The following is a 25,872-nucleotide window of genomic DNA, read 5'->3' on the forward strand; positions in this document are numbered from 1 at the left end:
CGCCAAAAGGTTCCTGTGAATGGTGGGCAGGAATATACAGGGAGTATTAGTTTGTGCCGTTCCCGTTGCCGGCATTCGTCCCGGTATTCGGCGCGCCATTGGGTCCGTGATTGGTTTCAGCCGCGCGGGCGTCCGCCTCGGCCTGGGCGCGCGCTTCTGCCTGGCGCTCCGACTTATCGGCGTTGAAGATCGACTTCATGGCGAACCAGAACAGCAACCCGACCACAAGGGACGGCAGGAGGACTGCAACGTACTCCACGGTCAGTGCCCTTCGGGCTTCAGCAGCGGGAAGAGGATCGTCTCGCGGATGCCTGCGCCGGTGAACAGCATCACCAGGCGGTCGATGCCCAGCCCGATGCCGCCCATGGGCGGAGCGCCATACTCCAGCGCGCGGAGGAAATCCTCATCCAGCTGCATGGCCTCGACATCACCGGCCGCTGCGTGCATGGACTGTTCGGTGAGGCGCTCCCGCTGGATCACGGGGTCGATGAGCTCGGAGAAGGCCGTGCCGCGCTCCATGCCGCCGATGATGAGGTCCCAGGCCTCGATCAGGCGGTCGTCGTCGCGGTGCTGGCGTGCGAGCGGCTGCGCGGAGGGCGGGTAGTCGTACACGAAGGTGGGGTTCAGCAGCGTGGGTTCCACGATTTCGCCGAACAGTTCAACGGCCAGCTTTTCGGCATCCCACTTGGGATCCACCTTGACCTCGTGCTTGGCCGCAACAGCCCGCAGTTCCTCCACAGTGGTGTCCGGCGTGATTTCCTGGCCCACGGCGTCGGAAAGTCCGGGGTAGACAGCCAGCCACTTCCATTCCCCGTCGAGGTTGATCTCCCCCGCTTCGGTCTGGAGGGTGCGGCCCACACCGGCGGCGTCGGCGGCATCGAGGATGATCTCCTTGATGCGGTCCGCCATGACGAACTGGTCGGCCCAGGCTTCGTAGCATTCCAGCGTGGTGAATTCCGGGCTGTGCGTGGAGTCCACGCCTTCGTTACGGAACACCCGTCCCATGTCGTAGACGCGGTCGATGCCGCCCACCACGGCGCGCTTGAGGTACAGCTCGGTGGCGATGCGGAGGGTCATCTTCTGGTCGAAGGCGTTCATGTGGGTCTCGAACGGCCGGGCCAGGGCGCCGCCGTGGACCAGCTGCAGCATCGGGGTTTCCACCTCGACGTAGTTGCGGCGGTGCAGGCTTTCCCGGATGGAGCGGGTGATCGCCGCGCGGGTGTACACCATTTCGCGGGCCTCGTCCCGGACCATCAGGTCCACGTAGCGCTGGCGGACGCGGGTTTCCTCGTTCAGGCCGGCGTGCAGCACCGGCAGCGGGCGCAGCGCCTTGGACGCCATGGACCACGAATCGGCCATCACGGACAGCTCGCCGCGGCGGGAGGAAATGACCTCGCCCTTGATGAAGACGTGGTCGCCCAGATCAACCAGGGCCTTCCATTCAGCCAGTGCTTCTTCGCCAACGTTGGCGAGGCTCAGCATGGCCTGGAGGCGGGTGCCCTTGCCGTCCGTGCCGCCTTCCTGGAGCGTGGCGAAGCACAGCTTGCCCGTGTTGCGGATGAAGACGATGCGGCCGGTGACGCCCACGGTGTCCCCGGTGGTCTCGTCGGCCTGGAGGTGCGCGTACTTCTCCCGGATTTCGCTCAGGGAATGCGTGCGTTCAACACCCACCGGGTAGGCCTCGACGCCGCGTTCAATCAGCTTGGCGCGCTTCTCCATGCGGATGCGCATCTGCTCGCTGGCGTCCGCCGGTTCGGCAGCATTGGTCGGGGTGGGGGTGTTTTGGGAAGTCACAATCCCTAAGTTTACCGGGAGTTCTCCGGCATGTTTTCCGACCACACTTCGATCCCCCCTCCCGCGGGAGCGCATCGAAGAGCGGGGCATAGACTCGGGGCTGTGGAAACTCGGACGATCAGGACGGACGACGGCGAAGGCCACCTTCAGGTGCACTCCTTCAGTCCTGCTCCCTCCACCGCACTTGCCGTCCCGGCACCTCCCGCAGCGGACGGCGCGGCGCAACCCGGCGTCGTCGTAATTCACGGAACCCTGGTGACCGACGCGCTGTACCGGCCGTTCGCGCTGAAGATCGCACGCCTGCTGCGGCGGCCGGTGCACACGTACAACCGCCGCGGCCGGGCAGGTTCCTCGGAGCAGCGGGAAGACTATTCGGCCGCGACGGAGGTCAGCGACCTCCGTGCCGTCATGCGGGCAACCGGGGCCGCCGACGTCGTGGCCCACAGTTACGGCGGCTTCGTGGCACTGCAGGCCGCCAGGACGGAGCCCATCCGGCGGCTCGTGACCTACGACGCCGCGGTTTCCCTGTCCGGCAGCCTCAGCCGCCGGTGGCGGCCGGAACTGGAGCACTCCATGGCGGCCGGGCAGCTCGACCAGGCGTGGGCGCACCTTGTCCAGGGCCTGGAAACCGCCGGGCCGGTGTCGAAACTCCCGCTCGGGGCCCTGCGCATGCTCAGCATCCTGTCGGCCCGGACCCGCCTCGGCGCGGAAATGCGGCAACTGCTGCCCACCGCCGTCGTCGAAATGCGGGCGGTGCTCCAGGCCGACGCCGAACTTGGGGATTTCGCCGGCGTCACCACCCCCACCCTGATGCTGAGTGGCGGCTGGAGCCCGGCGTACTTCGCCGAAACAGGCCGGCAGCTCGCAGCGGCAGTCCCAGCGATCGACTTCGCCCTTGTACCCGGGCAGCTGCACGAAGGCCCGCTCCGTCCGGGGGCGCGACTGGCCCTCACCACCGCGCGGTTCCTGGCCGACGACGCCGCGCTGCGGCTCCCGCGCCTCCGCGCCGCCGGGATTCCCCTGGGTAACCGTTTTAGGATGGGCCGGTGAAGGAAACCCGCGCCCGTGAGGGAACAGCCAAACAGCAGGTCATCCCCACGCACGACGGCGGACGGCTGGCTGTGTACAGCTACGGAACCGTCGATGCCCCCGGCGAGCGCCGTGTGGTGGTGATCGGCGGAGCCTTCCTCACTGCATCGATCTACCGGCCGTTTTCCGAGGCACTGTCCAAGGGCCTCGGCGACGGCTGGGCGGTGGACGTCTATGACCGGCGCGGCCGCGGGGATTCCACGCCGCAGCCGGCGGACTACTCCATGGCCACCGAGATTGCCGACGTCCGGACCATCATGGATGCCACCGGCGCCCGCAACCTGTTCGGCCACAGCCTGGGCGGCTCCGTGGCGCTCAACGCGGTGCAGGAGTTCATCGGCACCGCCCACCAGCCGGACAAGCTTGCGGTCTATGACGCCGCAGTCAACATCGACGGCAGCGTGGATACCTCCTGGCTGGACGGTTTCGAACGCTCAGTCAACGAGGGAAACGTCCCGCACGCCCTGGCCAAGCTCAAGAAGGGCATGCAGCCAAACGCGGCGCTGGCCAGGATTCCGGAGCCGGTCCTCGCCGGGCTGATGGCGCTGGTATCGCGGACCAAGGTGAACCGTCTCTTCAAGGAGCTCATGCCCAGCGGGGTGGGCGAGCTGAAGGCGGTGTTCGACGAGGCCGACCACGTCCGCGACTTCTCCGTCCTACCGCCGAACACGCGTTTCATGGTGGGAGCCAAGAGCCCCCGGTACTACAAGGTAACGGCGGAACTGCTGCACCGTGCCGTGCCCGGCAGCGCCCTCCAGGTTTCACCCAAGTGCGTCCATGCCTCCATTCCTGCGGCCGTCAAGGAACTGGTTGAGGACATCTCCGCGTATTACAAGGGCTGACGCACTGCGTGCCGGGCCGAAGCTGCTGCGCGGTTCCGGCCGCCCCGGGTAGGCTCGGAACATGACGCGCGAGAACATCAAAACACCCGACGGCGGAACGCTGGAGCTTTACACCACGGGGGCCGAGCTGGCTTCGGCGGGCTCGGGCGTCGTCGTCGTTCAGGCTTCCATGGTCACCGCCGCGGACTACACGCGCTTTGCCCAGAAACTGAGTGCCTCGCTGGGCCGGCCAGTGCACACGTTCAATCGGCGCGGCCGGGGTGAATCGTCACCGCAGCCCGAGGATTACACCCTGGACGTGGACATCCGCGACCTGGATGCCGTGATGCGGCACACGTCCAGCACGGACGTCTTCGGCCACAGCTTCGGCGGCGCCGTGGCACTCCACGCCGCCCGCACGCTGCCGGTGGAACGGCTCGCAGTCTACGATCCCGCCGTCTCCGTCAACCACAGCGTGAAGGCTGACTGGATTGCCGAATACGAACGCGCCACCGCTGCCGGCGACGACGACCGCGCCCTCGCCGTGCTGGTCAGGGGACTCGAAACGGGAGGGGCCCTGTCCTCACGGATGCCGCTCTCGATGCTGACGTTGGCCAACAAGCTCATTGCCGGGACACCAATCGGCAAGCAGCAGCGCGAGCTGATGAAGACCGGGGTGCGGGAGATCAAGGCGATCATCGCGGCGGACATGCCGGCCGAGCCGTTCCTGGCCCTGCCGCTGGAGACCCTCATTATTGTGGGCGAAAAGAGCCCCGCCTACTTCGGCATCGCGTGCGGCCAGATCCACGACGTCCTGTCCGGGTCGAGCTACACCATCCTGCCCGGCTCCGGCCACGACGGCGTCAACCGCGCCCCGGACAAGCTGATCACCGAACTCAGCGAATTCTTCGCCGGCTGACCCCGGGTTCCCTGCGGCAAGCGCGAACGGACACTTGAGGCCCTCGGAACGGGGGCCTCAAGTGTCCGTTCGCGCTTAAGTCTTCGCGCTTGAAGGTTGGGCTAGTGCGCTGCCGGCACCGGGTGTTCCGCACCGGCGGTCTTGCGCATCATGGCGGAAAGCACGACGGCGGCGACGGCGATGATTGCCGCAGTCAGGAACGCTGCGTGCATGCCCGCGACGATGCCCGATCCTGCGGACACGACCGCGTAGATCGACACCAGGAGCGCGGTTCCGGCGGCACCGGCAACCTGCTGCAGGGTGCTCATAATGGCTGAACCGTGCGAGTAGAGGTGCGGCGGCAGCGGGTTGAGTCCGGTGGTGAACGCAGGGGTGAACAGGAGCGCCAGGCCGAGGCTGAGGACCACGTGCAGCGCCACAATCCACCAGACGGCTGTTTCGGCATTCAGCATGGAGAACTGCCACAGGGACAGCACCATCATGACGGATCCTGTGACGGTCAGGGGAAGGGGGCCCACCTTGTCGAAAAGGCGGCCGATGAACGGGCCCAAGAGGCCCATGGCCAGGCCGCCGGGCAGGAGCGCCAGACCGGTCTCCAAGGACTTCAGCCCACGGATTTCCTGAAGGTACAGCGGGAGCAGGATGACGGCACCGAACAGGGCGATCATGGCCACCACCAGGAGCAGCACGGACACGGTGAACATGCGGAAGTTGAATGCGCGCAGGTCCAGCAGCGGGCCGTCGGATTTCTGCAGCTTCAGCTGGCGGAAGACGAACGCCGTCATGGCCACCAGGCCGATTGCCAGCGCAGCCAGGGCTGTCGTTCCGGGGCCGCTTTGCCCGCCGTGGCCCCCGCCGACCTGGCTAAGCCCGTACACCAGGCCGCCGAAGGCAGGCACAGTCAGCAGCACGGACAGGATGTCCAGCCGGGTCTTCTCGGATTCGCCGATGTTGGTGAGGTAGCGGGCTCCAATGGCGAAGGCTGCCAGAGCGATCGGCAGCACGAACACGAACATGAAGCGCCACGTGAAGTGCTCGAGGATCAGCCCGGACACTGTGGGGCCCATGGCCGGGGCCACCGAAATGGCGATGCTCACGTTGCCCATGACGGCACCGCGCCGTTCGATGGGCACGAGCGTCAGGATGGTGGTCATCAGCAGCGGAAGCATGATGGCCGTGCCGCCGGCCTGCACGATGCGGGCCAGCAAGAGGACTTCGAATCCCGGAGCAAGCGCCGCCAGCAGGGTGCCGCCCGAAAACAGCCCCATGGCCAGCATGAAGACGGCCCTGGTGGACAGCCGCTGCAGGATGAATCCGGTGGTGGGGATGACCACGGCCATCGTGAGCATAAAGCCCGTGGACAGCCACTGCACCGTAGGGGCGTCGACGCCAAGGTCCACCATGAGCCGCTGGAGGGCGACGTTCATGATGGTCTCGTTGAGGATGACCACGAAGGTGGCAACCAGCAGGGTGACGATGATGGTGACGGACTCGCGGGACATCTTGACCGGGCCGGTCGCCGTTGCCGTCTCAGACGCTGGCGATGCGGGGGCCACGGGGTCGCCGTGGGCGTTGGAAGAGACGTCTGTAGACATGGGGATTCCCTCAGGGAGATGTGAAGTGGTTTCCGGCGAGCTTCGTCGCTGCAGATTCCAACAGTGTATCCGCCGGGGTAATTCCCGTCATTGGAAAAAAGTTCAGGAGCTGAGGGGCACGTTGTCAATCAGCCGGACCGGGCCCACCTTCGCCGCGATGATGGCCAGGCCTTCGCCGCGGAACGGTGTCTCCTTGCAGTTCTCGGCCAGGGGTTCGAGCGTGTCCGGGTCCACCACGTCGAAATAGTCCAGTCCCACCAGGGGCTGCGATTCCACCAGGGCCTGGGCGGATTCCAGGTCGAGCGGTTCGTGGGCGTTGGCCCGCTCTTCGAGGAGCCGCAGCGCCCGGGAGAGGACCAGGGCTGCGCCGCGTTCCTCCGCGGACAGGAACCTGTTCCGGCTGCTCAGGGCCAGGCCGTCAGCGGAACGGACGGTGGGCACGGCCACGATCTCCACGGGGAAGTTCAGGTCCGCCACCATGCGACGCACCAGCGCCAGCTGCTGGGCGTCCTTCTGGCCGAAGTAGGCGCGGTACGCGGGCAGGCCCGCGCCGGCGCCGGTCACGAACGCGCCTCCGCCGGGCAGCCCTGTCCCCGGGATCCCGTAGTGCAGCAGCTTGGCCACCACCGTGAGTGCGCCGTCGAAGTGGCCGGGGCGGGACGCGCCCTCCCATTTCTCGGCCAGCCGTCCTGCCGTCACGCGGACGAGGGGCTCGCCGCCGGGGTAGACCTCGTCCACGGACGGCGCGAACACCAGGTCCACGCCCTCGGCGTCCAGGAGTTCCATGTCCGCTTCAAGGGTCCGGGGGTACCGGTCCAAGTCCACGGCCTCGCCGAACTGCAGCGGATTGACGAAGATGCTGGCCACTACAACGTCGTTTTGTTCGACGGCGGTGCGCGCCAGCCTCGCGTGGCCTTCGTGCAGGGCGCCCATCGTGGGAACGAAGCCCTGTGACGAACCCTGTTTCTCCGTCAGCAGCCGGGCGCTTTCGGCGCGCAGCTGCGCCGCCGTGGTCACGAGTTTGATCGCCAAGTCAGTTACCTCCAGTGGCCTGCGGCCCGTCGTTGTCCGGCCCGTCGTTGTCCGGCCCGCTGTTGTCCGGTCCGCTGTTGTCCGGTCCGTCGTCATCCAGATCGTCTATGCCGGCCAGGGCTTTCCGGATAGCGTCCAGCTGGTCCGGTTTCAGCAGCCCCCGGCTTCCGGCGCGGCGGGCGGTGGCCCGCGCCATGGCCAGGTATGCCTCGAGAATATCGCCGCCTGCACCGGCGTCGTGTTCGCGCAGGGCCTCCGCGTGCGCGGCAACCGTGCCGGCATCACCTCGGGCCACCGGCCCGGTCAGGGCGGCCTCGCCGGAGGCAAGCGCGTTCTCCAGCGTTGCCCGCAGCAGCGGACCCAGCATCCGTTCAGGGAATTCGACGCCCACCTCGCGCAGCAGCTGAGAGGCCTGGGCAACCAGGGTGACCATGTGGTTCGAGCCGTGTGCCAGGGCCGCGTGGTACTGGGCGCGGTCGCCCTCGGCAATGGCCACCGGTTCGGCACCCATCTCCACCACCAGGGCCTGCGCGATGGGCAGCATCGCGGCGTCCGCCGTGACTCCGAAGGTGCAGTCCAGCAGCCGGGTGAGGTCCAGGCTCATGCCGGTGAAGGTCATGGCGGGGTGCAGCGCGAGCGGGATGGCACCGGCGGCCCGCACCGGATGCAGGATGCCAACGCCGAAGCGGCCGGAGGTGTGGGCCACGATTTGTCCGGGCTGCCAGGCGCCCAGCTTCGCAAGCCCCTGCACGAGGTCGCCCAGGGCATCGTCCGGAACGGCGAGCAGCACCAGCTCGGACCGTTCCACGATGTCCTGCACGTCGAGGACCGGCACGCCGGGCAGCAGGGTTTCGGCGCGTTCGCGGCTGGCGTCGGAGACGGCGGAAACCCCGACGACGGCGTGCTCGGCTGCGCGGAGTGCTGCACCGAGCACGGCTCCGACTTTGCCTGCACCGATGATTCCGATGCCGAGGCGTCCTGGCTTAGCCATGTTGCGGGCCTTCCTCGCGGGTTTGCAGGTCGACGGGTTCACGCCGGAGATCGGTTGTGTGGAGATACGGGGTTTCGCTCCCCGGCCGCTCCCTGACCACCGGAGGCTCAGCCGCCGTGGCCGGAGCGACCTGCGCGAGCCATTGCTCGCTGGTCTGGCGCTTGCGGGCTTCCCGTGCGCGGGCGGCCTGGGCATCGAACAGGGCCCGGGCTTCGTCCAGCCCGGCCTGGATGACCCGGGGCGACACCGGACCGGCCGTGGTGTGAAGGACCAGGTCCGCCACCCGGAAGCGCCGCGCCAGGGGTCCTTGGTGCAGGGCCATCGACTGCGTGCGCTGGTGCGGAACCACCACCAGCTCGCGCCACAGCCGGCCGGAACGGATGAGCAGCGCCGTGTCCGTAGCGGCGAAGCCGTTGCGGCGCCAGCCCATCGGAGCCAGCAGCCGCACGCGCTGCGGACTGGTGACGAAACCGCCGTCGGGCGCTCCGGTGGAAGACCCAGCCGCGGGAGCCTCCCCGGCGGGGACGCCTCCCTTGGAGACCGTTCCCCCGGGGGCGAGGCCGCTCAGGCCGGCACCAAAGACGCGGGCGGGGTCTGCTGTTCCGGGGTCGGGGAGCACCAGGGCGAGCATCCTCATAACGTCCGCCAGGACGCCCACGGGGAGAATCGTGGTGCGTGAGGCGGCTTCGCCGTTGCTGCCGGGGCCGCCGTAGCCGGCCACGTTCACCTGCATCCGGTACCAGCCGAAGATCCGCCACAGCGGCGGCTGCGTCACTTTCAGGGCCTGGATCCTGCCGGGCGGAAGGGTCTGCGCCTGGGTGTCCAGCAGCCCGTACCGGAGCCGGATGCCGTCGGGCGAAATGGCGGCGGTGAAGTTGTAGCCCTTGTTGAACGACCCCCAATAGGCGGCGGCCAGGCCAAGGACGGCGGGGATCAGATAAAAGTAGAAGCTGCGGTTGTCGGTGATGGCTGAGAGCACCACGGACGCCACCGCGCCCAGCACCACGAAGAAACTCTGTTCGCTCAGGAGCAGCGAACCGACAAGGCGCGACGGCGGGACGGCCAGGACGGGGTATTCCGGAGCCTCCGGCAGGGCTGCTTCGGGCCGCTCGGGGTCAGGCTCCAGCCCGGCCGCGCGGGCAAGGATGGTGGCCCGCAGCTGGCGGGCGTCGTCGATCCGGAGGTAGGCCAGGCGGACCGCCGATTCGCCGGCATCGGCAACCTCGAACTTGAGCTCGGCAAGGCCGAAGACCCGGGCCAGGAGGGGCTGCACGATGTCGATGGCCTGCACGCGGTCCAGTCTGGCCTGCCGCTGCTGCTTGAACAGGAAACCCGTGTTTACCCGGACGTAGCCTTCGGCCACCTGGTAGCGGGTGAAGTACCAGGTCATGATGAACCCGAGTACGGACAGCAGCAGGACCAGGCCGCCGCCGGCGAGCAGGAACGGCACGCGCCCGGCATACATGTCATCCATCAGGGGCCGGCCCTGCAGGAGCCTCTCAAAAGTGTCGCGGCCGAAGAAAAAGCCGATGGCGGCCAGCGCCACCCAGCCCCGGATGAACGGCGACGCAGGATGCACCCGCAGCCACTCGCCGTCGGGCTTCCCGGAAACCTGCCCGGCCCCGTCAGTGGCCACGGGGCCTTCAGGGGTCACGGCGTAGCCTGGGGTCACAGCCCGGCCAGCCGTGCAGCGCCCCGGGCGGAAAGCTGCTCGCGGAGCCGCGCCCCCTCATCGGCAGGCAGGCCCGGAATTTCAGCGTTGGTGCCGGCGGAGGCGGTGTGCAGCTTCAGCGTGCAGAGGCCGAGGGCGCGTTCCACGGGGCCCACGCCGATGTCGACGTACTGCATCCGGCCGTAGGGGACCACCAGGGTGCGCTGGAAGAAGATGCCGTTGCGGATCAGCAGATCGTCGTCGCGCTCGGCATACCCGATGGCCCGCACCTGGCGGGGTATCAGCAGCAGCCGCCAGACGGCGAGCAGCAGCATGACGGCCGGAACCGTGATGGCCAGCCAGAGCGGAACCCACTCCCACCAGCCCGCCAGGGTGAACACGAGCGGCAGCGACAGCAATGCCACGGCGATGAGGTTGCCGACCGCCCATTCGACCAGGCGGACGGTCACGTATTTGGGTGAAACGCGGAGCCAGGAGATCCCCGGCGGATCAATCGCCTCGGTACGCATATTCGCCCTCCCCCTTGGGCTTGCGGGCTCCCCTTCCGGGTGCTCCCGGCGCGCCGTCGGCGTCGCCGTCTTCGGGCGGAATCCGGCAGAAGCGTTCAACCACCAGCCCCACGATGATCATGGCAAGTCCGCCGCCGGCCATGGAAAGCGCCAGCCAGGTGATTCCCTGGTCGCTGCGCAGGTTCCAGAGCCGCAGCAGGTCCAGGAAGATTCCCGCGTGCCAGCCCAGGAGCACGGCCCCGGTGTACGCGCAGGCCTGGGCGAGGACCAGCGTCCAGGCGGCCAGGATGGGGTTGAGCATCTTCTTCTTGTTGCCGTTCCGCCAGCGCAGGACGCGGATTCCGAGCACCAGCGTGAGCGCCACGATCACGCCCATGGTCACCAGCCCGGTCTGGGGCAGCACCGGGGTGGCCAGGCCGTAGCGGGTGGTCATGACGGTCGCGAACCAGCCGGCGATGGCCAGGATCAGCCCGACGACGATCAGCAGGAAGGGGTTGACGGGTTTCACGGCCTACTCCACTGCTCCCGCGGTGGGCAGGCCGTCGAAGTCCCCGAAACCGTCGAAGGGGGCAAGATCGGGAAAGTCAGCGGCGCGGACCGCCAGTTCGCCCACGCGGACGCCGTTGAGCTCCGCCGCGGGGTCGATGAGCGACCACGGGTACAGGACAAATGCGCGCTCCGCGGCACGCGGATGGGGCAGGGTCAGCGCGGGGTCCGCACTCACCAAATCGCCGTAGGTAATGATGTCCACGTCCAGGGTCCGCGGACCCCACCGGACTTCGCGCACCCTGTGGTGCTTGTTTTCCACGGCCTGGCAATGACGCAGCAGTTCCGACGGCGGCAGCGAGGTCTCCACCGTGATCACCATGTTCAGGAAATCCGGCTGGCCTTCAGGGCCGCCCACGGCTTTGGTCTGCACCACCGGGGACACTGCGATCAGCCGCACTTCGGGCCGGTCCACGAGGTCTGCGACGGCGCTGGAGAGGGTGTCGTTCCGCTCCCCCAGGTTGCTGCCCAAGGCCAGGACGGCCCGAACGTACGGGTTGTTTGAGTACGGCGGGTTCATGACCGCCGCCGATGCACGCTGACGGAGACGTCGCCGAACTCAACCTCGATGGGAGCCTTGGGCTTGTGCACGGTGATGTCGACGGCGGCAAGCGGGAATTCCTGCAGCAGGTCTTCGGCGATGCGCACGGCCAGGGCCTCGATCAGGTTCAACGGCTCGCCGGTGATCCAGTGCTTGATGCGTTCGGCCACCTCACCGTAGTGGGCGGTATCCAGGACGTCGTCCGAGGCGGCCGCCTTGGTGAAATCCAGGTGCAGCACCGCATCAACGATGAACGGCTGGCCGTCGCGGCGTTCGAAATCGAACACCCCGTGATGGCCGACGGCGGTAACACCGCTCAGCGTGATTGTGTCCATTGTGGCTGCCTACTTGGCGGGTCTGGAGTCGCCGAGGGTTCCGGCGGACATCCGTGCGGCAACCTTGACGGCGTCAAGGCTGGGTCCGACGTCGTGCACGCGCACGGCCCATGCGCCGCGGGCGGCGCTGATCGCCGTGATGGCGGCGGTCGCGTGGTCCCGTTCCTGGGGGGCGGCCGCCTTGCCCGCCACGGTCAGCAGCGTGCCAAGGAAGCGCTTGCGCGAAGCTCCCACGAGAATCCTGTGGCCGAGGGCCTCCAGCGGTCCCAGGTTCCGCAGGAGCTCCCAGTTCTGGACATCGTTCTTGGAAAAGCCCAGCCCCGGGTCCACGATGATCTGCTCCGGCGCTACACCGGCCGCGTACAGCTTGTCGCGCACGCCCACCAGTTCGGCGGCGACTTCCTCTGCCACGTTGCCGTAGTCGGTGAGGGAGGTCATGGTCTTGGCGTCGCCGCGGCGGTGGGTCAGCACATACGGGGCGCCGGTGCGGGCAGCCAGTTCCGCCATCTCCGGCTCCATCGTCAGCCCGGAAACGTCGTTGATGATGGCGGCGCCGGCCTTGAGGGCAGCGGCTGCCGTTGACGCGTGGGTGGTGTCGATGCTGACCAGGGCGCCGGCCTTGACCATGGCCTCGACCACGGGCAGCACACGGCGCTGTTCCTCTTCGGGGCTGACTTCCTCAGCACCGGGGCGGGTGGATTCGCCGCCAATGTCGATGATGTCGGCACCGGCGTAGAACATCCGGAGGCCGGCCGCGATGGCGGCGTCCGGCGTCGGATGCGTGCCGCCGTCGCTGAAGGAATCCGGGGTGACGTTCAGGATGCCCATCACCAGCGTGCGGTCCGTGGGGAGTTCTTCAAACTTGGCTGCCGGCCGCGGTTTACGCAGGATTGGCAAGGGGTTTGTTGCGGGTCCGGTTCCAGGGGCAGCAGCTAGGGAGTCCATAGTCTGTTTTATTACCTTCCGAGTATGAGGCTCATGGCTTCGGCGCGGGTGGCCGGGTCATGCAGTTGACCGCGCACGGCACTGGTGACGGTCTTGGCACCGGGCTTGCGGATGCCGCGCATGGACATGCAGAGGTGTTCGCACTCAACCACCACGATCGCGCCGCGCGGCTTCAAATGCGTCACCAGTGCTTCGACGATCTGGGTCGTCAGCCGTTCCTGCACCTGCGGGCGCTTGGCGAACATGTCCACCAGCCTGGCGAGCTTGCTCAGCCCGGTAACTTTGCCGTCGTGCGAGGGAATGTAGCCCACGTGCGCCACCCCATGGAACGGCACCAAGTGGTGCTCACAGGTGGAGTAGAACGGAATGTCCTTGACCAGGACCAGCTCCTCGTGGTCCAGGTCGAAGGTGGTGGCCAGGATTTCCGCGGGGTCGTGGTGGAGGCCGGCAAAGACCTCCGAGTAGGCCTTGGCCACCCTTTTGGGGGTGTCAAGCAGCCCGCTGCGGTCCGGGTCCTCCCCGATGGCCAGCAGGATTTCCCGGACGGCCGCCTCGATCCTGGGGCGGTCCACCTTCGTGCCTCCCCCATGCCGCGAATGGCCTGCAGTGGAGGGGTTGGCGGTGCCGGAAACGTCGTTGTCGTCGAAATGATTCACAGCAGAAGCTTAGCCGTGATGCGGTCCGTCGGCGCCGACGTCCGTAACACCGCCGCCGAAGTTCTCCTGGCTTGCTACGCCCTGGGGGTGGGGCGGCTGGGCGTCCAGCGGCTCTTCCAGGCGGGCTTCCTTGGCTTCCTCCTGGGCCTCACGCTCGGCCCGCTCCAGCCGGGACTCAACGGGGCCGGCGGTCTGCACCGGACGGCTTTCCTTGGAGAGCCACACTTCGCGGAAGTCGCGTTTGCGGATGTCCCGGAAGACATGCGCAATCTCAGCCTGGTTGAGGGTTTCCCGCTCGAGGAGCTCAAGGGCCAGGGAATCGAGGATGTCGCGGTTCTCGGTGAGGATCGCGTAGGCCTCGTCGTGGGCCTGGTCGATCAGGCGGCGCACTTCCTCGTCCACGATGTAGGCGATCTGGTCCGAGTAGTTGCGCTCGTGGCCGGCGTCGCGGCCAAGGAACGGCTCGCCGCCGCCCTGACCGAGGCGCACGGCACCGACGCGTTCGCTCATGCCAAACTCCGTGACCATCTTGCGGGCCGTTCCAGTGGCCTTCTCAATGTCGTTGGAGGCGCCGGTGGACGGATCGTGGAAGACGATTTCCTCGGCCACGCGGCCGCCCATGGCGTAGGCCATCTGGTCCAGCAGTTCATTGCGTGTGATGGAGTACTTGTCGTTCTCCGGGACCACCATGGTGTAGCCCAGGGCGCGGCCGCGCGGCAGGATGGTGATCTTGGTGACCGGGGCGGAGTTCCGCAGGGCGGCAGCCACCAGGGCGTGTCCGCCTTCGTGGTACGCGGTGATCTTCCGCTCGTGTTCCTTCATGACGCGGCTGCGCTTCTGCGGTCCGGCCATGACGCGGTCAATGGCTTCGTCGAGTGCGCGGTCGTCGATCAGGTTGGCGTTGGAGCGGGCCGTCAGCAGGGCGGCCTCGTTGAGGACGTTGGCGAGGTCGGCACCGGTGTAGCCGGGGGTTTTCTTGGCGACGGCCTTCAGGTCGACACCGGGAGCCATCGGCTTGCCCTTGGCGTGCACCTGCAGGATCTGGTCGCGGCCCACGAGGTCGGGAGCCTCAACGGTGATCTGGCGGTCGAAGCGGCCGGGGCGGAGCAGGGCCGGGTCCAGCACGTCAGGACGGTTGGTGGCGGCGATCAGGATGACGTTGGTCTTGACGTCGAAGCCGTCCATTTCAACCAGCAGCTGGTTGAGGGTCTGCTCGCGTTCGTCGTTGCCGCCGCCGATGCCGGCGCCACGGTGACGGCCGACGGCGTCGATCTCGTCCACGAAGATGATGGCGGGCGAGCTGGCCTTGGCCTGCTCGAAGAGGTCGCGGACACGTGACGCACCCACGCCGACGAACATTTCGACGAAGTCGGAACCCGAGATGGAGAAGAACGGCACTCCCGCTTCACCGGCGACGGCGCGGGCCAGCAGGGTCTTACCGGTGCCCGGAGGGCCGTAGAGCAGCACGCCCTTGGGGATCTTGGCACCAACGGCCTGGAACTTGGCCGGTTCCTGGAGGAATTCCTTGATTTCCTGGAGCTCTTCGACGGCTTCGTCGGCACCGGCGACGTCGCTGAACGTCACCTGGGGCATGTCCTTGTTGACCAGTTTGGCCTTGGACTTGCCGAACTGCATGATCTTGGATCCGCCGCCCTGCATGCGGGAGAGCAGGAACCAGAAGAGGACGCCCAGCAGCAGTACCGGAATCAGGAGGGAGAACAGCCCGGAGAACCAGTTGTTTTCGATCGGCTGGTCAGTGAAACCGCTTGAGGGGTTGGCGTCGGTGACTGCCTTGACCACGTCCGCGGCGCGGGCGTTGACGAAGAAGAACTGGACGTTCTTGCCCTTGTCCTGTCCGTCGATGACCAGGTTGTCCTTGAGGACCAGGTCCACGCGGTTTTCCGCATCAAAGATCTTGGCCTGTTCCACCTTGCCGCTGTCTGCAAGAAGCTCGAGGCCCGGCTTGGTGTCGATCCGGGTAGCCCCGCCGGGGGCGAGCGTGGCAAAGGCCAGCAGGAGCATTCCGACCACAACTACGATCCAGATGCCCGGGCCCTTGAAGAAACTCTTAGCTTTCATCTGATCGGGGGCTGGCCCCGTCCCTCCTGGTAGTGCTGCACGGCGACTGGTCTGCGCGCGTGTGGTGCTGCGTCAGCTACTAGCTATACACCGTTCGGAGTGAATCACGCACGGTGTAGGGCAAAAGTTCCCTCTAGGCGTAGCGGTGCATGGCCGCGGCCTTTTCGGGCCCAGCCGGCCGGGAGGGATCCCGGGGAGTGCGCCTACTCGTAGACGTGGGGGGCCAGCGTGCCCACGAAGTCCAGGTTGCGGTATTTCTCGGCGTAGTCCAGGCCGTAGCCCACAACGAATTCGTTGGGGATGTCGTAGCCGACGTACTTGACGTCGATCTGGACCTTCGCGGCCGTGGGCTTGCGGAAGGCGGTGCAGATTTCCACAGAGGCGGTGCCGCGGGATTCCAGGTTGGTCTTGAGCCAGGACAGCGTCAGGCCGGAATCAATGATGTCTTCAACGATCAGCACATCCTTGCCCATCAGGTCCGTGTCGAGGTCCTTCAGGATCCGCACAACACCGGATGACTGGGTCCCGGAACCGTAGGAGGAAACTGCCATCCAGTCCATGGAAACGTGGCTGTGAAGTGCCCGCGCCAGGTCCGCCATGACCATCACCGCGCCCTTCAAAACGCCGACGATGAGGAGCTCCCGGCCCTCGTAGTCCTTGTCGATCTCTGCAGCGAGCTCGGTAATCCGCTGCTGGATCTGATCCTTGGTGTAGAGAACGTGCTTGAGGTCTGCCTGGACGTCGTTTGAATCCACCAATGGCTCCTGTGTAGATGCGGGTGCGACTATTTTTGGGGCGGCTTGTGAAGCCGGAATACTAGCTTCCCACAGCGGGCGGCTTCGCGGGGACCGCCGGTGGCAGCATCATGCGCCCCGGCCGGCTGATTCCGCCCTTCGCCGGCGAGGATCTCCGCCAGCGAAAGCCGGTAGGCACTCACACCGCCGGGAAGTTCCACGGGACCGGCGGAACCCCGCCGGCGCAGGAGCGCTTCCGCGGCGAGCAGCCGCTGGTAGCTCGGTTGCTGGCCCCCGACGGCGGCGGCCGCCTTGGCGATCACCCGGAACCGGATGGCGGGGGCCAGCTTGCCCAACGCCGTTTCGGGAAGACTGATTTCGACGCCGGACCGCTCGGCCAGTTGCTCAAACGTGCTGTTCGCCACGTCGTCGAGGTAGTCGGCGTCCAGCTGCAGGATGGCTGCCGTCCGGGCGAGGGACTCCGCGACGCCGGGACCGAGTTTTTCCTCCAGCATCGGAAGGACCTCCACGCGCGTCCGTGACCGGGCAAAGGACGGGTCGGCATTGCTCGGATCGTGCCACGGCTCCAGGCCTTCGACGGCGCAGATCTCCAGGGTGTCGGCGCGGCGGAGGCCCAGGAAAGGCCGGAGCAGGAGTCCGCGGACCGGCCGCATTCCCGCGAGCGAGCGTGTCCCGGAGCCCCGCGCCAGTCCCAGCAGCACCTGTTCCGCCTGGTCGTCCAGGGTGTGGCCAAGGAGGATCGCGCCGGCACCGGCCAGGGCGGCGGCTTCCTCCAGGGCGGCGTGGCGGGCGTCCCGGGCTGCGGCTTCGGGGCCGATCCCGGTGGACGCGACGTCAACCCGCCGGATGTCCACGGGAGAGAGCCCCAGGTCACGGAGGACGTCGGCGGTATGGGCGGCGACGCCGGCGGAACCGGGCTGCAGCTGGTGGTCCACGACGACGGCGCCCACCGATACAGGGTGCCCGTCAACATGGCCGCGCCGCCCGAAGTAGGACGCGACAGCGGCGAGGGCCAGGGAATCCGGGCCGCCGCTGCAGGCGACGAGCACCCGGCCGGGGTAGCCGACGTCGGCCAGGGCCTTCTGCAACATTTTGCGCGCCTTGCCGACGACGGGCGACAGCCGGCCGGGACGCCGTCGTCCGGTTGCGGGTTGGGACAACTAGAGCCCCATCCGCTCGAGCCAGAGCTTGGCGTCATGGATTTCCGGCTCCGTGGGCAGGTTCCCGGCGGATTCCCAGACCCGGTTGAAGCCCTCCATGCCGGCGACGTCCACCACGGCGCGGACGAACTTGGCGCCGTCCGTGTACTGGCGCATCTTGGCATCGAGGCCCAGCAGGCTGCGGATGAATTTCTCCACGACGCCGCGGTCCTTGCCGCGGGCGTTGAAGCGTTGCCTGATGGTCTTGACGGACGGGACGATGCTGGAATCCACGGCGTCCATCACCACGTTGGCGTGGCCCTCCAGCAGGCTCATCACGGCAGTCAGGTGCGAGAGGGAGGCTTTTTCCTCAGGGTCCTGCAGCAAGTCCAGGATGGCGCCGCGGCCCGGCGCGGTTCCGGCGGCCGTGCGGTCCTTGAGGGACCGGGCCGCGGCCGATGCGCGCTCGAGGAGGGTGTCGACGTTGCCCAGCAGGTGTTCGCTGAGGTTGTCGATTTCGTTGAGCATGTGGTGGCGGAGCCACGGTGCGGCGGCGAACTGCACCCGGTGGGTCTGTTCGTGCAGGCAGACCCACAGCCGGAAGTCCTCGGGGGCAACGTTGAGTTCGCGCTCCACCTGGACGATGTTCGGCGCCACCAGGAGCAGGCGCCCGGCGGCGGGGGCGGTGGAGTCCTCGGCGAGCGCCGAGAAGGGATCGTACTGGCCCAGGACCTTGCTGGAGAGGAAGGCGAGCACGGCGCCCAGCTGGCTTCCGGTGATGGCTCCGCTCACGGAAGCGGCACCGGGGCTCATGGTTCCGCGGCGGCCTTCGAGCATTTTCTCCATCGCCGGTTTCAGCATGACGGCAAAGCTCTGGGTGTTGGCCTTGGCCCAGGAGGCACGGTCCACCACCAGCACCGACGAATCACGGAGGTCCCGTGCCGCTTCCAGGCCGGTGATGTCGTGGACGTGCGGCACGGAGATATCGGCCATAAGGCGCAGGTTCTCCACGGCCGCCCCGATCTCGGCGGACCCCAGCGCCGGGCCGGCGGGAGCCAGGCGCGCGGCTGTTGACGCTGCGAGCTCCCAGTTGATCAGTGCCTGGGCCTGTGCTGATGAATCGCCTGCAGTTGACTCCATAGCGTCCATCAGATCACAGCACCCCGCCGTTACGCCTTAAGTTCGCTGACCGGCGAACGGGTTCAACGCACAGGCAGGGCACAGGATCGGAACAGAGGAACACAAATGTTCCGGGCCAGAGTTGGTACAGAAGTCCACACCACCAAGGAGAGTCCGATGATTGCGTACCGTCCGATCCCGCCGCTGAGCCTGGGGAAGAGCACCGGCTGGAGGTCCGTCCTGTCCGCCGTGGTGATGTCCGCCCTGCTGGGCACCGCCGCGTTTGGGACCCCCGCGGAAGCGGCTCCCGAGGCCGGCGTGAGTTCCGCGGCGATGCTCGGAGTAGGAGATGCTGCCGCCTAGCGGCACCCGCAGGAGGCCAGTGCCGAGGCCGTACGGTCAAGCGCCGTCCTGTTGCCCGCCGCGCCCGGCTGCAGTCCGTTGCCTATAAAGGAGAACACCAGGAGGCGCCCGTCGGCGTCCACAACGTAGCCGCTCAGGGCAATCACTGAGTTCAGGGTGCCGGTTTTGGCCCGGACCAGCCCTGCGCCGCGCTCCGTCGATGCGTCGGTGTACCTGCTGCCCAGGGTCCCGGTCAGGCCGGCCACGGGGAAGCCGCCGATGGCTGCGCGCAGGCTGGGTTCCGTGCCGGAGGTGATGGCCCGGACGATTTCGGCCAGTTGCCCGGCCGACACCTGGTTGCCCAGCGACAGGCCCGAAACGTCGGCCACGCGAAGGCCGTCCGTGGGGATTCCGAGGTCCTGCACCTGTTTGAACACGGTGGCCGTGGCGCCGTCATTGCTGCCGGGTTGTCCCGCGGCGACTGCCGCCAGCCGGCCCAGCACCTCGGCAAGGTAGTTGTCCGAGGTCTGAAGCATCAGGTCCACCTGCTGGCGGAGCGTGGCGGACTTGACCTCGGCCAGCACCTTGCCGGCCTCCGGCGCCTGGCCACGCACGACGCCGGGCGTGACGGACAGCCCGGCGGCGGAGGCCGCCGTCGTGAGCTGGGCGGAGAACGCCTCGGCCGCTGTCATTGCGGCGTCCTGAGGCCGCGGTCCGGTGGTTACGGCGGGGTCGTATCTGGCCGAGTTGAGGGCGAGCGGGAACAGGGGCGCGGTCTCGCCTGCGGCTACATCATCCGGGCTCCACGTGGGGTTCAGCGCCGGACCGGTGAACAGGGAATCGTCCAGCCGTACCTGCACCGGACCCTTGATGCCGCTTTCCTGCAGGGCCTTGACGGTGAGCTGGGCCAGCGTGGCCAGTCCGGCGTGGCCCATCACGGTGTCCGGGGACGACACCCCTGCACCGAGCAGGACGTCGCCGCCGCCGGTGAGAACCACGGACCCCGGCTCAGCCCCGGACACCACCTTGGTGCTGAAGCGCTGGTCCGGCCCGATGGCACGGACAGCGGCGGCGGCCGTCAGGAGCTTCATGTTGGAGGCGGGCACGCGGGCTTCCGCACCCCCGCGGTCGAACAGCACCTGCCCGGTGGCGGCGTCCTGCACCACGCCGGTAAAGGACCCGCCGCCGTCGGCCTGCAGTGTGGTGTTGAGCTGGGCGCCGAGCGTGTCCGGCCAGGGCACGGGGGCCGAGTCCTTGAGGGGCGCAATTCCCTGCGGGAGGGAAAGGTCCCGGGGAACCTGCTGCCAGGCGGGAACAGCGGACTCAGTGCTTTCCGGTTCCGGGCCCCGGCCGGTGAAGGCGGGGGCGACTAGCATGGCCGCCGGGACGGCGAGCGCCACAATCAGGATGGTTAGCAGCGCCAGCGGCAGTTGCCGCCTGATGATGGCCGCCCAGGGATGGCTGGCCACGTGGCTCATCATGCGTTTCATGCTGCTGCTGGTCCTTATAGTCCTGAAATGTCCCCACTAGTTCATGAAACCTGGGCCTATCGCTATATCCTCAATAGTAGTCGGCGGCACCGACACTCCTTTTGCTGGTCATTCTGTGTGCCGCGAACACCCTGAAGTCGAGGAGCATTCCATGAAGCATGACGTGACCATCGAGATCCCCAAGGGATCACGCGTCAAGTACGAAGTCGATCACGAGACCGGCCGCGTCCGCCTGGACCGTGTCCTGTTTACGTCCATGCAGTACCCCACCCACTACGGTTTCTTCGAGAACACGCTCGGCGAAGACGGCGACCCGCTGGACGCACTGGTGCTCCTGCAGGACTTCGATCTGCACCCGGGCGTCATCGTTGAAGCCCGCCCCATCGGCGTGTTCAACATGACCGACGACGGCGGCGGGGACGCCAAGGTCCTCTGCGTGCCCACCGACGCCCGCTTCGACCACATCAAAGAGGTCAGCGACGTCAGCGAATACCTGATCAAGGAAATCGAGCACTTCTTCACCCGGTACAAGGACCTGGAGCCGGGCAAGTGGGTCAAGGCTGAAGGCTGGGGCGACCGCGCCGCTGCCGAAGCCGAGCTGGAAGCCTCCATCAAGCGCTACGTTCCGGCCGCCGGCCACTAATTTCCGCCGGCAGGTACGCGTTAGTGCGGCCTGCGACACGGATCCCCGTCCCCCGGACAAATCCCCGCGTCATGCGAGGGGGAAAGGTCCGGGAGGCGGGGATTTCTGTTGCCCGGCACCAGTCAATCTGTGGAATCGTTGCCTTGTGACTTCCGTGCCTTCCTTTAATCCGCCGCGCTTTAGTCCTCCGTGCGGGCCGGTCACCGGCTGGCGCGACGGCGACGTCGTGCGCGCCACGGGCATCCCGTACGCCACGGCGGGCCGCTTCCAGCCGCCGGCCAGTGCACCTGACTGGACCGAGGTCCGGGCAGCAACCTCGCTCTCCCCCGCGTGCCCGCAGGGCCCGGTGCCGTTCCTCGATGACATCCTCGGAACCCGCTACGGTGAGCTTCCCGGCAGCGAGGACTGCCAGCGCCTCTCGATCACCATCCCGGCCGACCTTGCCGACGGCGAGCGCATCCCTGTCATGGTGTGGCTCCACGGCGGGTCCTACACCTCGGGCTCCGGCGACCTGGCCATTTTCGATCCGAAGACCCTGGTCGCCGAGAACCGGGTCATCGTTGTATCCGTGACATACCGCCTGGGCCTGTTCGGATATCTGGCAACCGGTACGGGCCGGCCCGGAAACCTCGGCCTCTTGGACCAGCTTGAGGCGTTCCGCTGGGTGCAGCGCAACATCCGGGCCTTCGGCGGCGATCCGGAACGCGTTACCGCCTTTGGCCAGTCAGCAGGAGGCGACGCCGTCGCCCACCTGATGGCGACCCCGGAGGCCTCCTCGTTGTTCCAGCGCGCCATCATCCAGAGCGCACCCCTGGGCATCACCCGGGGCCGGGAGAAAATGAGCGCCGCAATGGGTGTCGCAGCGGAACATGTCACCGAAGACACCCCCGCGATGGACGTTGTTGCCATTGAAGGGCGTGTTTCTCAGGTGGCCCGGAAGTTCGGGCTCAAGGCCGCCATGCCCTTCGGCACCCAGTACGGACACGCACCGCTGCCGCCGGAACACGAGATTGAAGCCGCATGGAACTCGGCCGCACCCGGAATCGAGGTTCTGATCGGCCATACTGCCGACGAGGCGCGCATGTTCCTGCCGGGAAACCCCGTCGCCGGCCGCCTGGCCAAAATCCCGGTGGTCGGAACCGCCGCCGTCAACGCAGTCAGCCGGGCCGTGACTGAAGCCGTCTATGGCCGGGCCGCCCGGAAGTTCGCCCGGCGGCACGCCCGGGCGGGAGGAAAAGCGTACAGCTACGTGCTCACCTGGGCCGCGCCCGGAAACTTCTTTGGGGCCGCCCACACCGTTGACCTGCCGCTGCTGTTCGGCAACAAACAGACGTGGGCCACGGCCGGCCTTGTCGCGGGCGCCACCTGGGACGACATCGACGCTCAGGGACGTGCCCTCCGCGCCGTCTGGGCCCGGTTCGCCTCCGGGGAAGGCCTCGACAGCCGGGGAGAACTCCCCGGCACACTCCGCTACCGTGCCGCCTGACCCGTGAAGACACTGGGCGTGGACCTCGCTGCGGCCACCAGGAAGACCGCGGCCGCGGTGCTCGAATGGACCCAAGGTGGTGCGCGGCTGGTCCACCTCTCCCTGGACGTCACCGACGAGGAGATCGTGGAGTTGTTCGGCGCCAGCGACATGACGGGCATCGACTGCCCGGTGGGCTGGCCAGACGCCCTCGTTCCCTTCCTTGCCGGGCACCTGAAGTTCGACGCGCATCCGGTCCTGGACCACGACGGGATTGCGGGCCGCCGGCTGCTGGCCTACCGGGACACCGACAGGTTCGTCACCGGCGCCACCGGCCTCATTCCGCTCAGCGTCTCCGCGGACCGGCTGGCCCATCCTGCGATGCGCTGCGCGGTCATCCAAGCCAAGATCGCGCTGGATTACGGTCCGCAGGCAAGGGACGGCTCCGGCCGGCTGGCGGAGGTCTACCCGGCAGCGTCGCTGAAACTCTGGGGAATCCACGCCCGCGGCTACAAAGGGCGCGGCACCGCGGAGGCGGAGCGACTGGGCCTGATCCTGGACAGCCTGACCTCCGCTGCGCCCTGGCTTGACCTGGCCGGACACCGTGATGCCCTCGAGGCCTCTGACGACATGTTCGACGCCGTCATCGCCTCGCTCACGGCCCGCGCCGTGAGCCTCCGCCAGACTCTGATGCCGCCGGGTACCCATGCCGCCGCGGCCCTCAGCGAAGGCTGGATCCATGTGCCCTCCGGCCCGCTGGCTGACCTGAGCAGGACCGGGACCGGGTAGCCAGCGCCCTGCGGGCTAACCGGTCCGGGCTATCCGCCGAGCTACCCGCCCGGGGCTAGCCGCCGAGCGTCCAGTCGCGGATCTCCTCCATGTCCTCGCCGTGGCTGCGCGTGTGGTTGTGGGCCCGGATGCGCTGGTCCTGCAGCGACTGGCGCAGCAGGGAGTGCCGCTCTGCCAGTCCGGGAACCCGGTCGATGGCATCGATGGCCAGCTGGAAGCGGTCAATCCCGTTGAGCATGGCCATGTCGAACGCCGTAGTCGTGGTTCCTTCTTCCTTGTAGCCGCGGACGTGCAGGCCTTCCTGGTTGGTGCGCCGGTAGGCCAGCCGGTGGATCAGGGACGGGTAGCCGTGGTAGGCGAAGATGATCGGCTTGTCCGCCGTGAAGATGCCGTCGAAGTCGCGTGAGCTCAGCCCGTGGGGGTGTTCGCTGGCGTCCTGAAGCCGCATCAGGTCCACCACGTTGACCACTCGGATCTTCAGCCCCGGGGCGCCTTCCTTCAGCAACTCTGCGGCGGCGACGGTCTCAACGGTGGGAACGTCTCCGGCGCAGGCAAGCACCACGTCCGGCTCTTCGCCCGGCACCTCGGATCCGGCGAATTCCCAGATCCCCAGTCCCCGCTGGCAGTGGTGGGCGGCATCAGCCGGTCCCAGCCAGGTGGGTGAGGGCTGCTTTCCGCTGACCACGATGTTGACGTAGTCCCTGGACCCTAGGCAGTGCTCCATCACGGAGAGCAGCGTGTTGGCATCCGGCGGCAGGTAGACCCGGATGACCTCGGCCTTTTTGTTAACGGCGTGGTCGATGAAACCCGGGTCCTGGTGTGAGAAACCGTTGTGGTCCTGCTGCCACACGTGCGAGGACAGGACGTAGTTCAGCGATGCCACCGGCTGGCGCCAGGCAAGCTCCCGGTGGACCTTGAGCCACTTGGCGTGCTGGTTGAACATGGAGTCGACGATGTGGATGAAGGCCTCGTAGCAGCTGAAGACTCCGTGCCGGCCGGTCAGGAGGTAGCCTTCCAGCCAGCCCTGGCAGAGGTGCTCGCTGAGCACCTCCATGACGCGGCCGGCCCGCGCAAGGTGCTCGTCGACGTCGTCGATCCGGTACTGCCAGACTTTGTCGGTGACGTCGTAGACGTCCTGGAGGCGGTTGGACGCGGTCTCATCGGGGCCGAAAAGCCGGAAAGTCTCCGGGTTTTGGGCTACAACGTCCCGCATCCAGCCGCCGAGGGTGATCATGGCGCTGACCCGCTGCACCCCCGGCACGGGCACTTCGACCGCGTGCTTGCGGTAGTCCGGCAGTTTGAGGTCGCGCAGCAGTATGCCGCCGTTGGCGTACGGCGTCGCACTCATCCGCAGTTCCCCGGCAGGAGCGTTTTCCGCGACGTCGGGGCGGAGCCGGCCGGCGTCGTCGAACAGCTCGCGCGGCCGGTAGGACTGGAGCCACTGTTCGAGCTGGGCCAGGTGCTCCGGGTTGGTGCGGACCTCGGACAGCGGCACCTGATGGCTCCGCCAGGTGCCCTCCACCTGCTTGCCGTCCACCTGCTTGGGGCCGGTCCAGCCCTTGGGCGAACGCAGCACGATCATGGGCCACTGGGCGGCCCCGGCGTCGTCACCGGCGCCATCTGGCGACACGGCGCCGGCGTTGCGGCGTTCGGCCTGGATGGCGCGGATATCGGCCAGGCAGGTTTCCAGGACAGCGGCGAAGTCGCGGTGGGCCCGTTCGACGTCGTCGGGATCCGTCACGGTGACAAAGTACGGTTTGTGGCCGTAGCCGCGCAGCAGCTGTTCCAGCTGTGCCTCGGGCATCCGGGCCAGGATGGTGGGGTTGGCGATCTTGTAGCCGTTCAGGTGCAGGATGGGCAGCACCGCGCCGTCAGCCACGGGGTCCAGGAAGTTGTGCGAGTGCCAGCTGGCCGCGAGCGGCCCGGTTTCCGCCTCGCCGTCACCGATCACGACGGCGGTAATCAGCTTCGGATTGTCGAAGACGGACCCGTACGCGTGCGCCAGGGAATACCCGAGTTCGCCGCCTTCGCTGATGGAGCCCGGAGTCTCGGGAGCGGCGTGGCTGGGGATGCCGCCCGGGTAGGAGAACTGCCGGAACAGTTCAGCAAGCCCCGGTTCATCGTTGCCCACGTTGCTGTAGATCTCCGAGTAGGTGCCCTCCAGCCACGCGTTGGCCACCACGGCGGGGCCGCCGTGGCCGGGTCCGGCGATGAACAGCATCTCCTGCCGGTCCCGCCGGATGACCCGGTTGAGGTGGGCGTAGACGAAGTTGAGTCCGGGGGTGGTGCCCCAGTGGCCCAGGAGCCTGGACTTGGCGTCCTCCGCACGGAGGGGTTCGCGCAGCAGCGGGTTGGAGCGGAGGTAGATCTGGCCCACGGACAGGTAGTTCGCCGCCCGCCACCAGCGGTCCACGAGCCCGAGTTCGCTGCTGTCCCTTGTTTCAGTCCTTGTACCGTGTGTCTTGGTGTCACTGACTGTGTCCCCACTCAGGGCGTCGGCCATGGCGGTCCTCCGTTTCCGTCAATGCCGCCGTCGGCAGCGTCCTCCCCCATCGCAACATCTTCGGGGCACGGGCACAACCTATGCGCGGGTGGGTTGTCCTGCC

Annotated in this window: 25 protein-coding genes; 7 read left to right on the forward strand and 18 right to left on the reverse strand. The window is 67.5% G+C overall.

Going from position 1 to position 25,872, the window contains the following annotated elements:
• Positions 1-46 precede the first annotated feature (46 nt).
• Both AC07YR_RS11610 and lysS read right to left on the reverse strand, forming a co-directional pair.
• Positions 47-259: a hypothetical protein gene (locus tag AC07YR_RS11610; RefSeq protein WP_055801908.1), complete on the reverse strand. Its 213-nt coding sequence runs from the start codon at positions 257-259 to the stop codon at positions 47-49.
• 2 nt (positions 260-261) lie between these two features.
• On the reverse strand, positions 262-1,794 hold the full coding sequence (lysS, locus tag AC07YR_RS11615) for a lysine--tRNA ligase (protein WP_055801911.1): 1,533 nt from the start codon (positions 1,792-1,794) through the stop codon (positions 262-264).
• Between the two features lie 102 nt (positions 1,795-1,896).
• On the opposite strand from lysS, the gene AC07YR_RS11620 reads away from it, so the two are divergent.
• The 3 genes from AC07YR_RS11620 to AC07YR_RS11630 all read left to right on the forward strand — a co-directional run bounded on the left by AC07YR_RS11620 (position 1,897) and on the right by AC07YR_RS11630 (position 4,623).
• Positions 1,897-2,844, forward strand: coding sequence for an alpha/beta fold hydrolase (locus tag AC07YR_RS11620; RefSeq protein WP_494734014.1), 948 nt, complete (start codon positions 1,897-1,899; stop codon positions 2,842-2,844).
• Positions 2,841-3,725 carry an alpha/beta fold hydrolase gene (locus AC07YR_RS11625; RefSeq protein WP_436056331.1) on the forward strand — a complete coding sequence of 295 codons (885 nt, stop codon included), beginning with the start codon at positions 2,841-2,843 and terminating at the stop codon, positions 3,723-3,725. The genes AC07YR_RS11620 and AC07YR_RS11625 overlap by 4 nt, the downstream gene beginning before the upstream one ends.
• 61 nt (positions 3,726-3,786) lie before the next feature.
• Positions 3,787-4,623, forward strand: a complete 837-nt coding sequence (locus AC07YR_RS11630) for an alpha/beta fold hydrolase (RefSeq protein ID WP_436056330.1) — start codon at positions 3,787-3,789, stop codon at positions 4,621-4,623.
• 101 nt (positions 4,624-4,724) lie between these two features.
• Here AC07YR_RS11630 and AC07YR_RS11635 read toward each other — a convergent pair whose 3' ends face one another.
• From AC07YR_RS11635 to AC07YR_RS11700, 14 genes are all read right to left on the reverse strand, one after another.
• The gene (locus tag AC07YR_RS11635; protein WP_494734015.1) at positions 4,725-6,218 is read right to left on the reverse strand and encodes a DHA2 family efflux MFS transporter permease subunit; all 1,494 of its coding nucleotides are present in this window, start codon (positions 6,216-6,218) and stop codon (positions 4,725-4,727) included.
• 102 nt (positions 6,219-6,320) lie between these two features.
• Positions 6,321-7,250 (reverse strand): 4-phosphopantoate--beta-alanine ligase, encoded by a 930-nt coding sequence (locus AC07YR_RS11640; protein WP_494734016.1) that lies wholly within the window; start codon positions 7,248-7,250, stop codon positions 6,321-6,323.
• 1 nt (position 7,251) lies between these two features.
• Positions 7,252-8,241 carry a Rossmann-like and DUF2520 domain-containing protein gene (locus tag AC07YR_RS11645; RefSeq protein WP_494734017.1) on the reverse strand — a complete coding sequence of 330 codons (990 nt, stop codon included), beginning with the start codon at positions 8,239-8,241 and terminating at the stop codon, positions 7,252-7,254.
• Positions 8,234-9,895: a PH domain-containing protein gene (locus AC07YR_RS11650; RefSeq protein ID WP_494734018.1), complete on the reverse strand. Its 1,662-nt coding sequence runs from the start codon at positions 9,893-9,895 to the stop codon at positions 8,234-8,236. The genes AC07YR_RS11645 and AC07YR_RS11650 overlap by 8 nt, the downstream gene beginning before the upstream one ends.
• A gap of 14 nt (positions 9,896-9,909) precedes the next feature.
• On the reverse strand, positions 9,910-10,422 hold the full coding sequence (locus AC07YR_RS11655) for a PH domain-containing protein (protein ID WP_436056325.1): 513 nt from the start codon (positions 10,420-10,422) through the stop codon (positions 9,910-9,912).
• Positions 10,403-10,930, reverse strand: coding sequence for a DUF3180 domain-containing protein (locus AC07YR_RS11660; protein WP_055801939.1), 528 nt, complete (start codon positions 10,928-10,930; stop codon positions 10,403-10,405). Before AC07YR_RS11660 ends, AC07YR_RS11655 begins: the two co-directional genes overlap by 20 nt.
• A gap of 3 nt (positions 10,931-10,933) precedes the next feature.
• On the reverse strand, positions 10,934-11,488 hold the full coding sequence (folK, locus tag AC07YR_RS11665) for a 2-amino-4-hydroxy-6-hydroxymethyldihydropteridine diphosphokinase (RefSeq protein WP_055801943.1): 555 nt from the start codon (positions 11,486-11,488) through the stop codon (positions 10,934-10,936).
• Positions 11,485-11,844, reverse strand: coding sequence for a dihydroneopterin aldolase (folB, locus tag AC07YR_RS11670; RefSeq protein ID WP_055801946.1), 360 nt, complete (start codon positions 11,842-11,844; stop codon positions 11,485-11,487). Before folB ends, folK begins: the two co-directional genes overlap by 4 nt.
• Positions 11,845-11,853: 9 nt before the next feature.
• Positions 11,854-12,789 carry a dihydropteroate synthase gene (folP, locus tag AC07YR_RS11675; protein ID WP_436056324.1) on the reverse strand — a complete coding sequence of 312 codons (936 nt, stop codon included), beginning with the start codon at positions 12,787-12,789 and terminating at the stop codon, positions 11,854-11,856.
• Between the two features lie 11 nt (positions 12,790-12,800).
• Positions 12,801-13,445: a GTP cyclohydrolase I FolE gene (gene folE / locus AC07YR_RS11680; protein ID WP_436056323.1), complete on the reverse strand. Its 645-nt coding sequence runs from the start codon at positions 13,443-13,445 to the stop codon at positions 12,801-12,803.
• A 9-nt stretch (positions 13,446-13,454) separates the two neighbouring features.
• Positions 13,455-15,524 (reverse strand): ATP-dependent zinc metalloprotease FtsH, encoded by a 2,070-nt coding sequence (ftsH, locus tag AC07YR_RS11685; RefSeq protein ID WP_436056322.1) that lies wholly within the window; start codon positions 15,522-15,524, stop codon positions 13,455-13,457.
• Positions 15,525-15,727: 203 nt separating this feature from the next.
• Positions 15,728-16,279 (reverse strand): hypoxanthine phosphoribosyltransferase, encoded by a 552-nt coding sequence (hpt, locus tag AC07YR_RS11690; protein WP_028270320.1) that lies wholly within the window; start codon positions 16,277-16,279, stop codon positions 15,728-15,730.
• Between the two features lie 29 nt (positions 16,280-16,308).
• Complete coding sequence (gene tilS, locus AC07YR_RS11695; RefSeq protein WP_436056321.1) at positions 16,309-17,370, reverse strand: tRNA lysidine(34) synthetase TilS; 1,062 nt, start codon at positions 17,368-17,370, stop codon at positions 16,309-16,311.
• A gap of 69 nt (positions 17,371-17,439) precedes the next feature.
• Positions 17,440-18,558, reverse strand: a complete 1,119-nt coding sequence (locus AC07YR_RS11700) for a zinc-dependent metalloprotease (protein WP_055801957.1) — start codon at positions 18,556-18,558, stop codon at positions 17,440-17,442.
• 156 nt (positions 18,559-18,714) lie between these two features.
• Here AC07YR_RS11700 and AC07YR_RS11705 point away from each other — a divergent pair, with 156 nt between their 5' ends.
• On the forward strand, positions 18,715-18,900 hold the full coding sequence (locus AC07YR_RS11705; protein ID WP_494734019.1) for a hypothetical protein: 186 nt from the start codon (positions 18,715-18,717) through the stop codon (positions 18,898-18,900).
• Here the strand turns inward: AC07YR_RS11705 and dacB are convergent.
• Positions 18,897-20,360, reverse strand: coding sequence for a D-alanyl-D-alanine carboxypeptidase/D-alanyl-D-alanine endopeptidase (gene dacB / locus AC07YR_RS11710; protein ID WP_494734080.1), 1,464 nt, complete (start codon positions 20,358-20,360; stop codon positions 18,897-18,899). The two genes, AC07YR_RS11705 and dacB, sit on opposite strands and share 4 nt — an antisense overlap.
• Positions 20,361-20,520: 160 nt before the next feature.
• Here dacB and AC07YR_RS11715 point away from each other — a divergent pair, with 160 nt between their 5' ends.
• The 3 genes from AC07YR_RS11715 to AC07YR_RS11725 all read left to right on the forward strand — a co-directional run bounded on the left by AC07YR_RS11715 (position 20,521) and on the right by AC07YR_RS11725 (position 23,266).
• On the forward strand, positions 20,521-21,012 hold the full coding sequence (locus AC07YR_RS11715; protein WP_055801965.1) for an inorganic diphosphatase: 492 nt from the start codon (positions 20,521-20,523) through the stop codon (positions 21,010-21,012).
• Between the two features lie 145 nt (positions 21,013-21,157).
• Positions 21,158-22,498, forward strand: a complete 1,341-nt coding sequence (locus AC07YR_RS11720) for a carboxylesterase family protein (protein ID WP_494734020.1) — start codon at positions 21,158-21,160, stop codon at positions 22,496-22,498.
• 3 nt (positions 22,499-22,501) lie between these two features.
• Complete coding sequence (locus AC07YR_RS11725; protein ID WP_494734021.1) at positions 22,502-23,266, forward strand: DUF429 domain-containing protein; 765 nt, start codon at positions 22,502-22,504, stop codon at positions 23,264-23,266.
• 55 nt (positions 23,267-23,321) lie between these two features.
• Here AC07YR_RS11725 and AC07YR_RS11730 read toward each other — a convergent pair whose 3' ends face one another.
• Positions 23,322-25,769, reverse strand: a complete 2,448-nt coding sequence (locus AC07YR_RS11730; protein WP_494734022.1) for a phosphoketolase family protein — start codon at positions 25,767-25,769, stop codon at positions 23,322-23,324.
• Between the last annotated feature and the right edge of the window lie 103 nt (positions 25,770-25,872).

Source organism: Arthrobacter sp. GW460-12-1-14-TSB2 (assembly GCF_059423525.1).

What these genes read in the sequence shown, in the direction of transcription:
- AC07YR_RS11630 (WP_436056330.1), top strand. Translation starts at nt 3,787, where the DNA reads ATGACGCGCGAGAACATCAAAACACCCGACGGCGGAACGCTGGAGCTT.
- AC07YR_RS11635 (WP_494734015.1), bottom strand. Translation starts at nt 6,218, where the DNA reads ATGTCTACAGACGTCTCTTCCAACGCCCACGGCGACCCCGTGGCCCCC.
- AC07YR_RS11645 (WP_494734017.1), bottom strand. Translation starts at nt 8,241, where the DNA reads ATGGCTAAGCCAGGACGCCTCGGCATCGGAATCATCGGTGCAGGCAAA.
- AC07YR_RS11655 (WP_436056325.1), bottom strand. Translation starts at nt 10,422, where the DNA reads ATGCGTACCGAGGCGATTGATCCGCCGGGGATCTCCTGGCTCCGCGTT.
- folK (WP_055801943.1), bottom strand. Translation starts at nt 11,488, where the DNA reads ATGAACCCGCCGTACTCAAACAACCCGTACGTTCGGGCCGTCCTGGCC.
- folB (WP_055801946.1), bottom strand. Translation starts at nt 11,844, where the DNA reads ATGGACACAATCACGCTGAGCGGTGTTACCGCCGTCGGCCATCACGGG.
- folP (WP_436056324.1), bottom strand. Translation starts at nt 12,789, where the DNA reads ATGGACTCCCTAGCTGCTGCCCCTGGAACCGGACCCGCAACAAACCCC.
- ftsH (WP_436056322.1), bottom strand. Translation starts at nt 15,524, where the DNA reads ATGAAAGCTAAGAGTTTCTTCAAGGGCCCGGGCATCTGGATCGTAGTT.
- tilS (WP_436056321.1), bottom strand. Translation starts at nt 17,370, where the DNA reads ATGTTGCAGAAGGCCCTGGCCGACGTCGGCTACCCCGGCCGGGTGCTC.
- AC07YR_RS11700 (WP_055801957.1), bottom strand. Translation starts at nt 18,558, where the DNA reads ATGGAGTCAACTGCAGGCGATTCATCAGCACAGGCCCAGGCACTGATC.
- AC07YR_RS11705 (WP_494734019.1), top strand. Translation starts at nt 18,715, where the DNA reads ATGATTGCGTACCGTCCGATCCCGCCGCTGAGCCTGGGGAAGAGCACC.
- dacB (WP_494734080.1), bottom strand. Translation starts at nt 20,360, where the DNA reads ATGATGAGCCACGTGGCCAGCCATCCCTGGGCGGCCATCATCAGGCGG.
- AC07YR_RS11715 (WP_055801965.1), top strand. Translation starts at nt 20,521, where the DNA reads ATGAAGCATGACGTGACCATCGAGATCCCCAAGGGATCACGCGTCAAG.
- AC07YR_RS11730 (WP_494734022.1), bottom strand. Translation starts at nt 25,769, where the DNA reads ATGGCCGACGCCCTGAGTGGGGACACAGTCAGTGACACCAAGACACAC.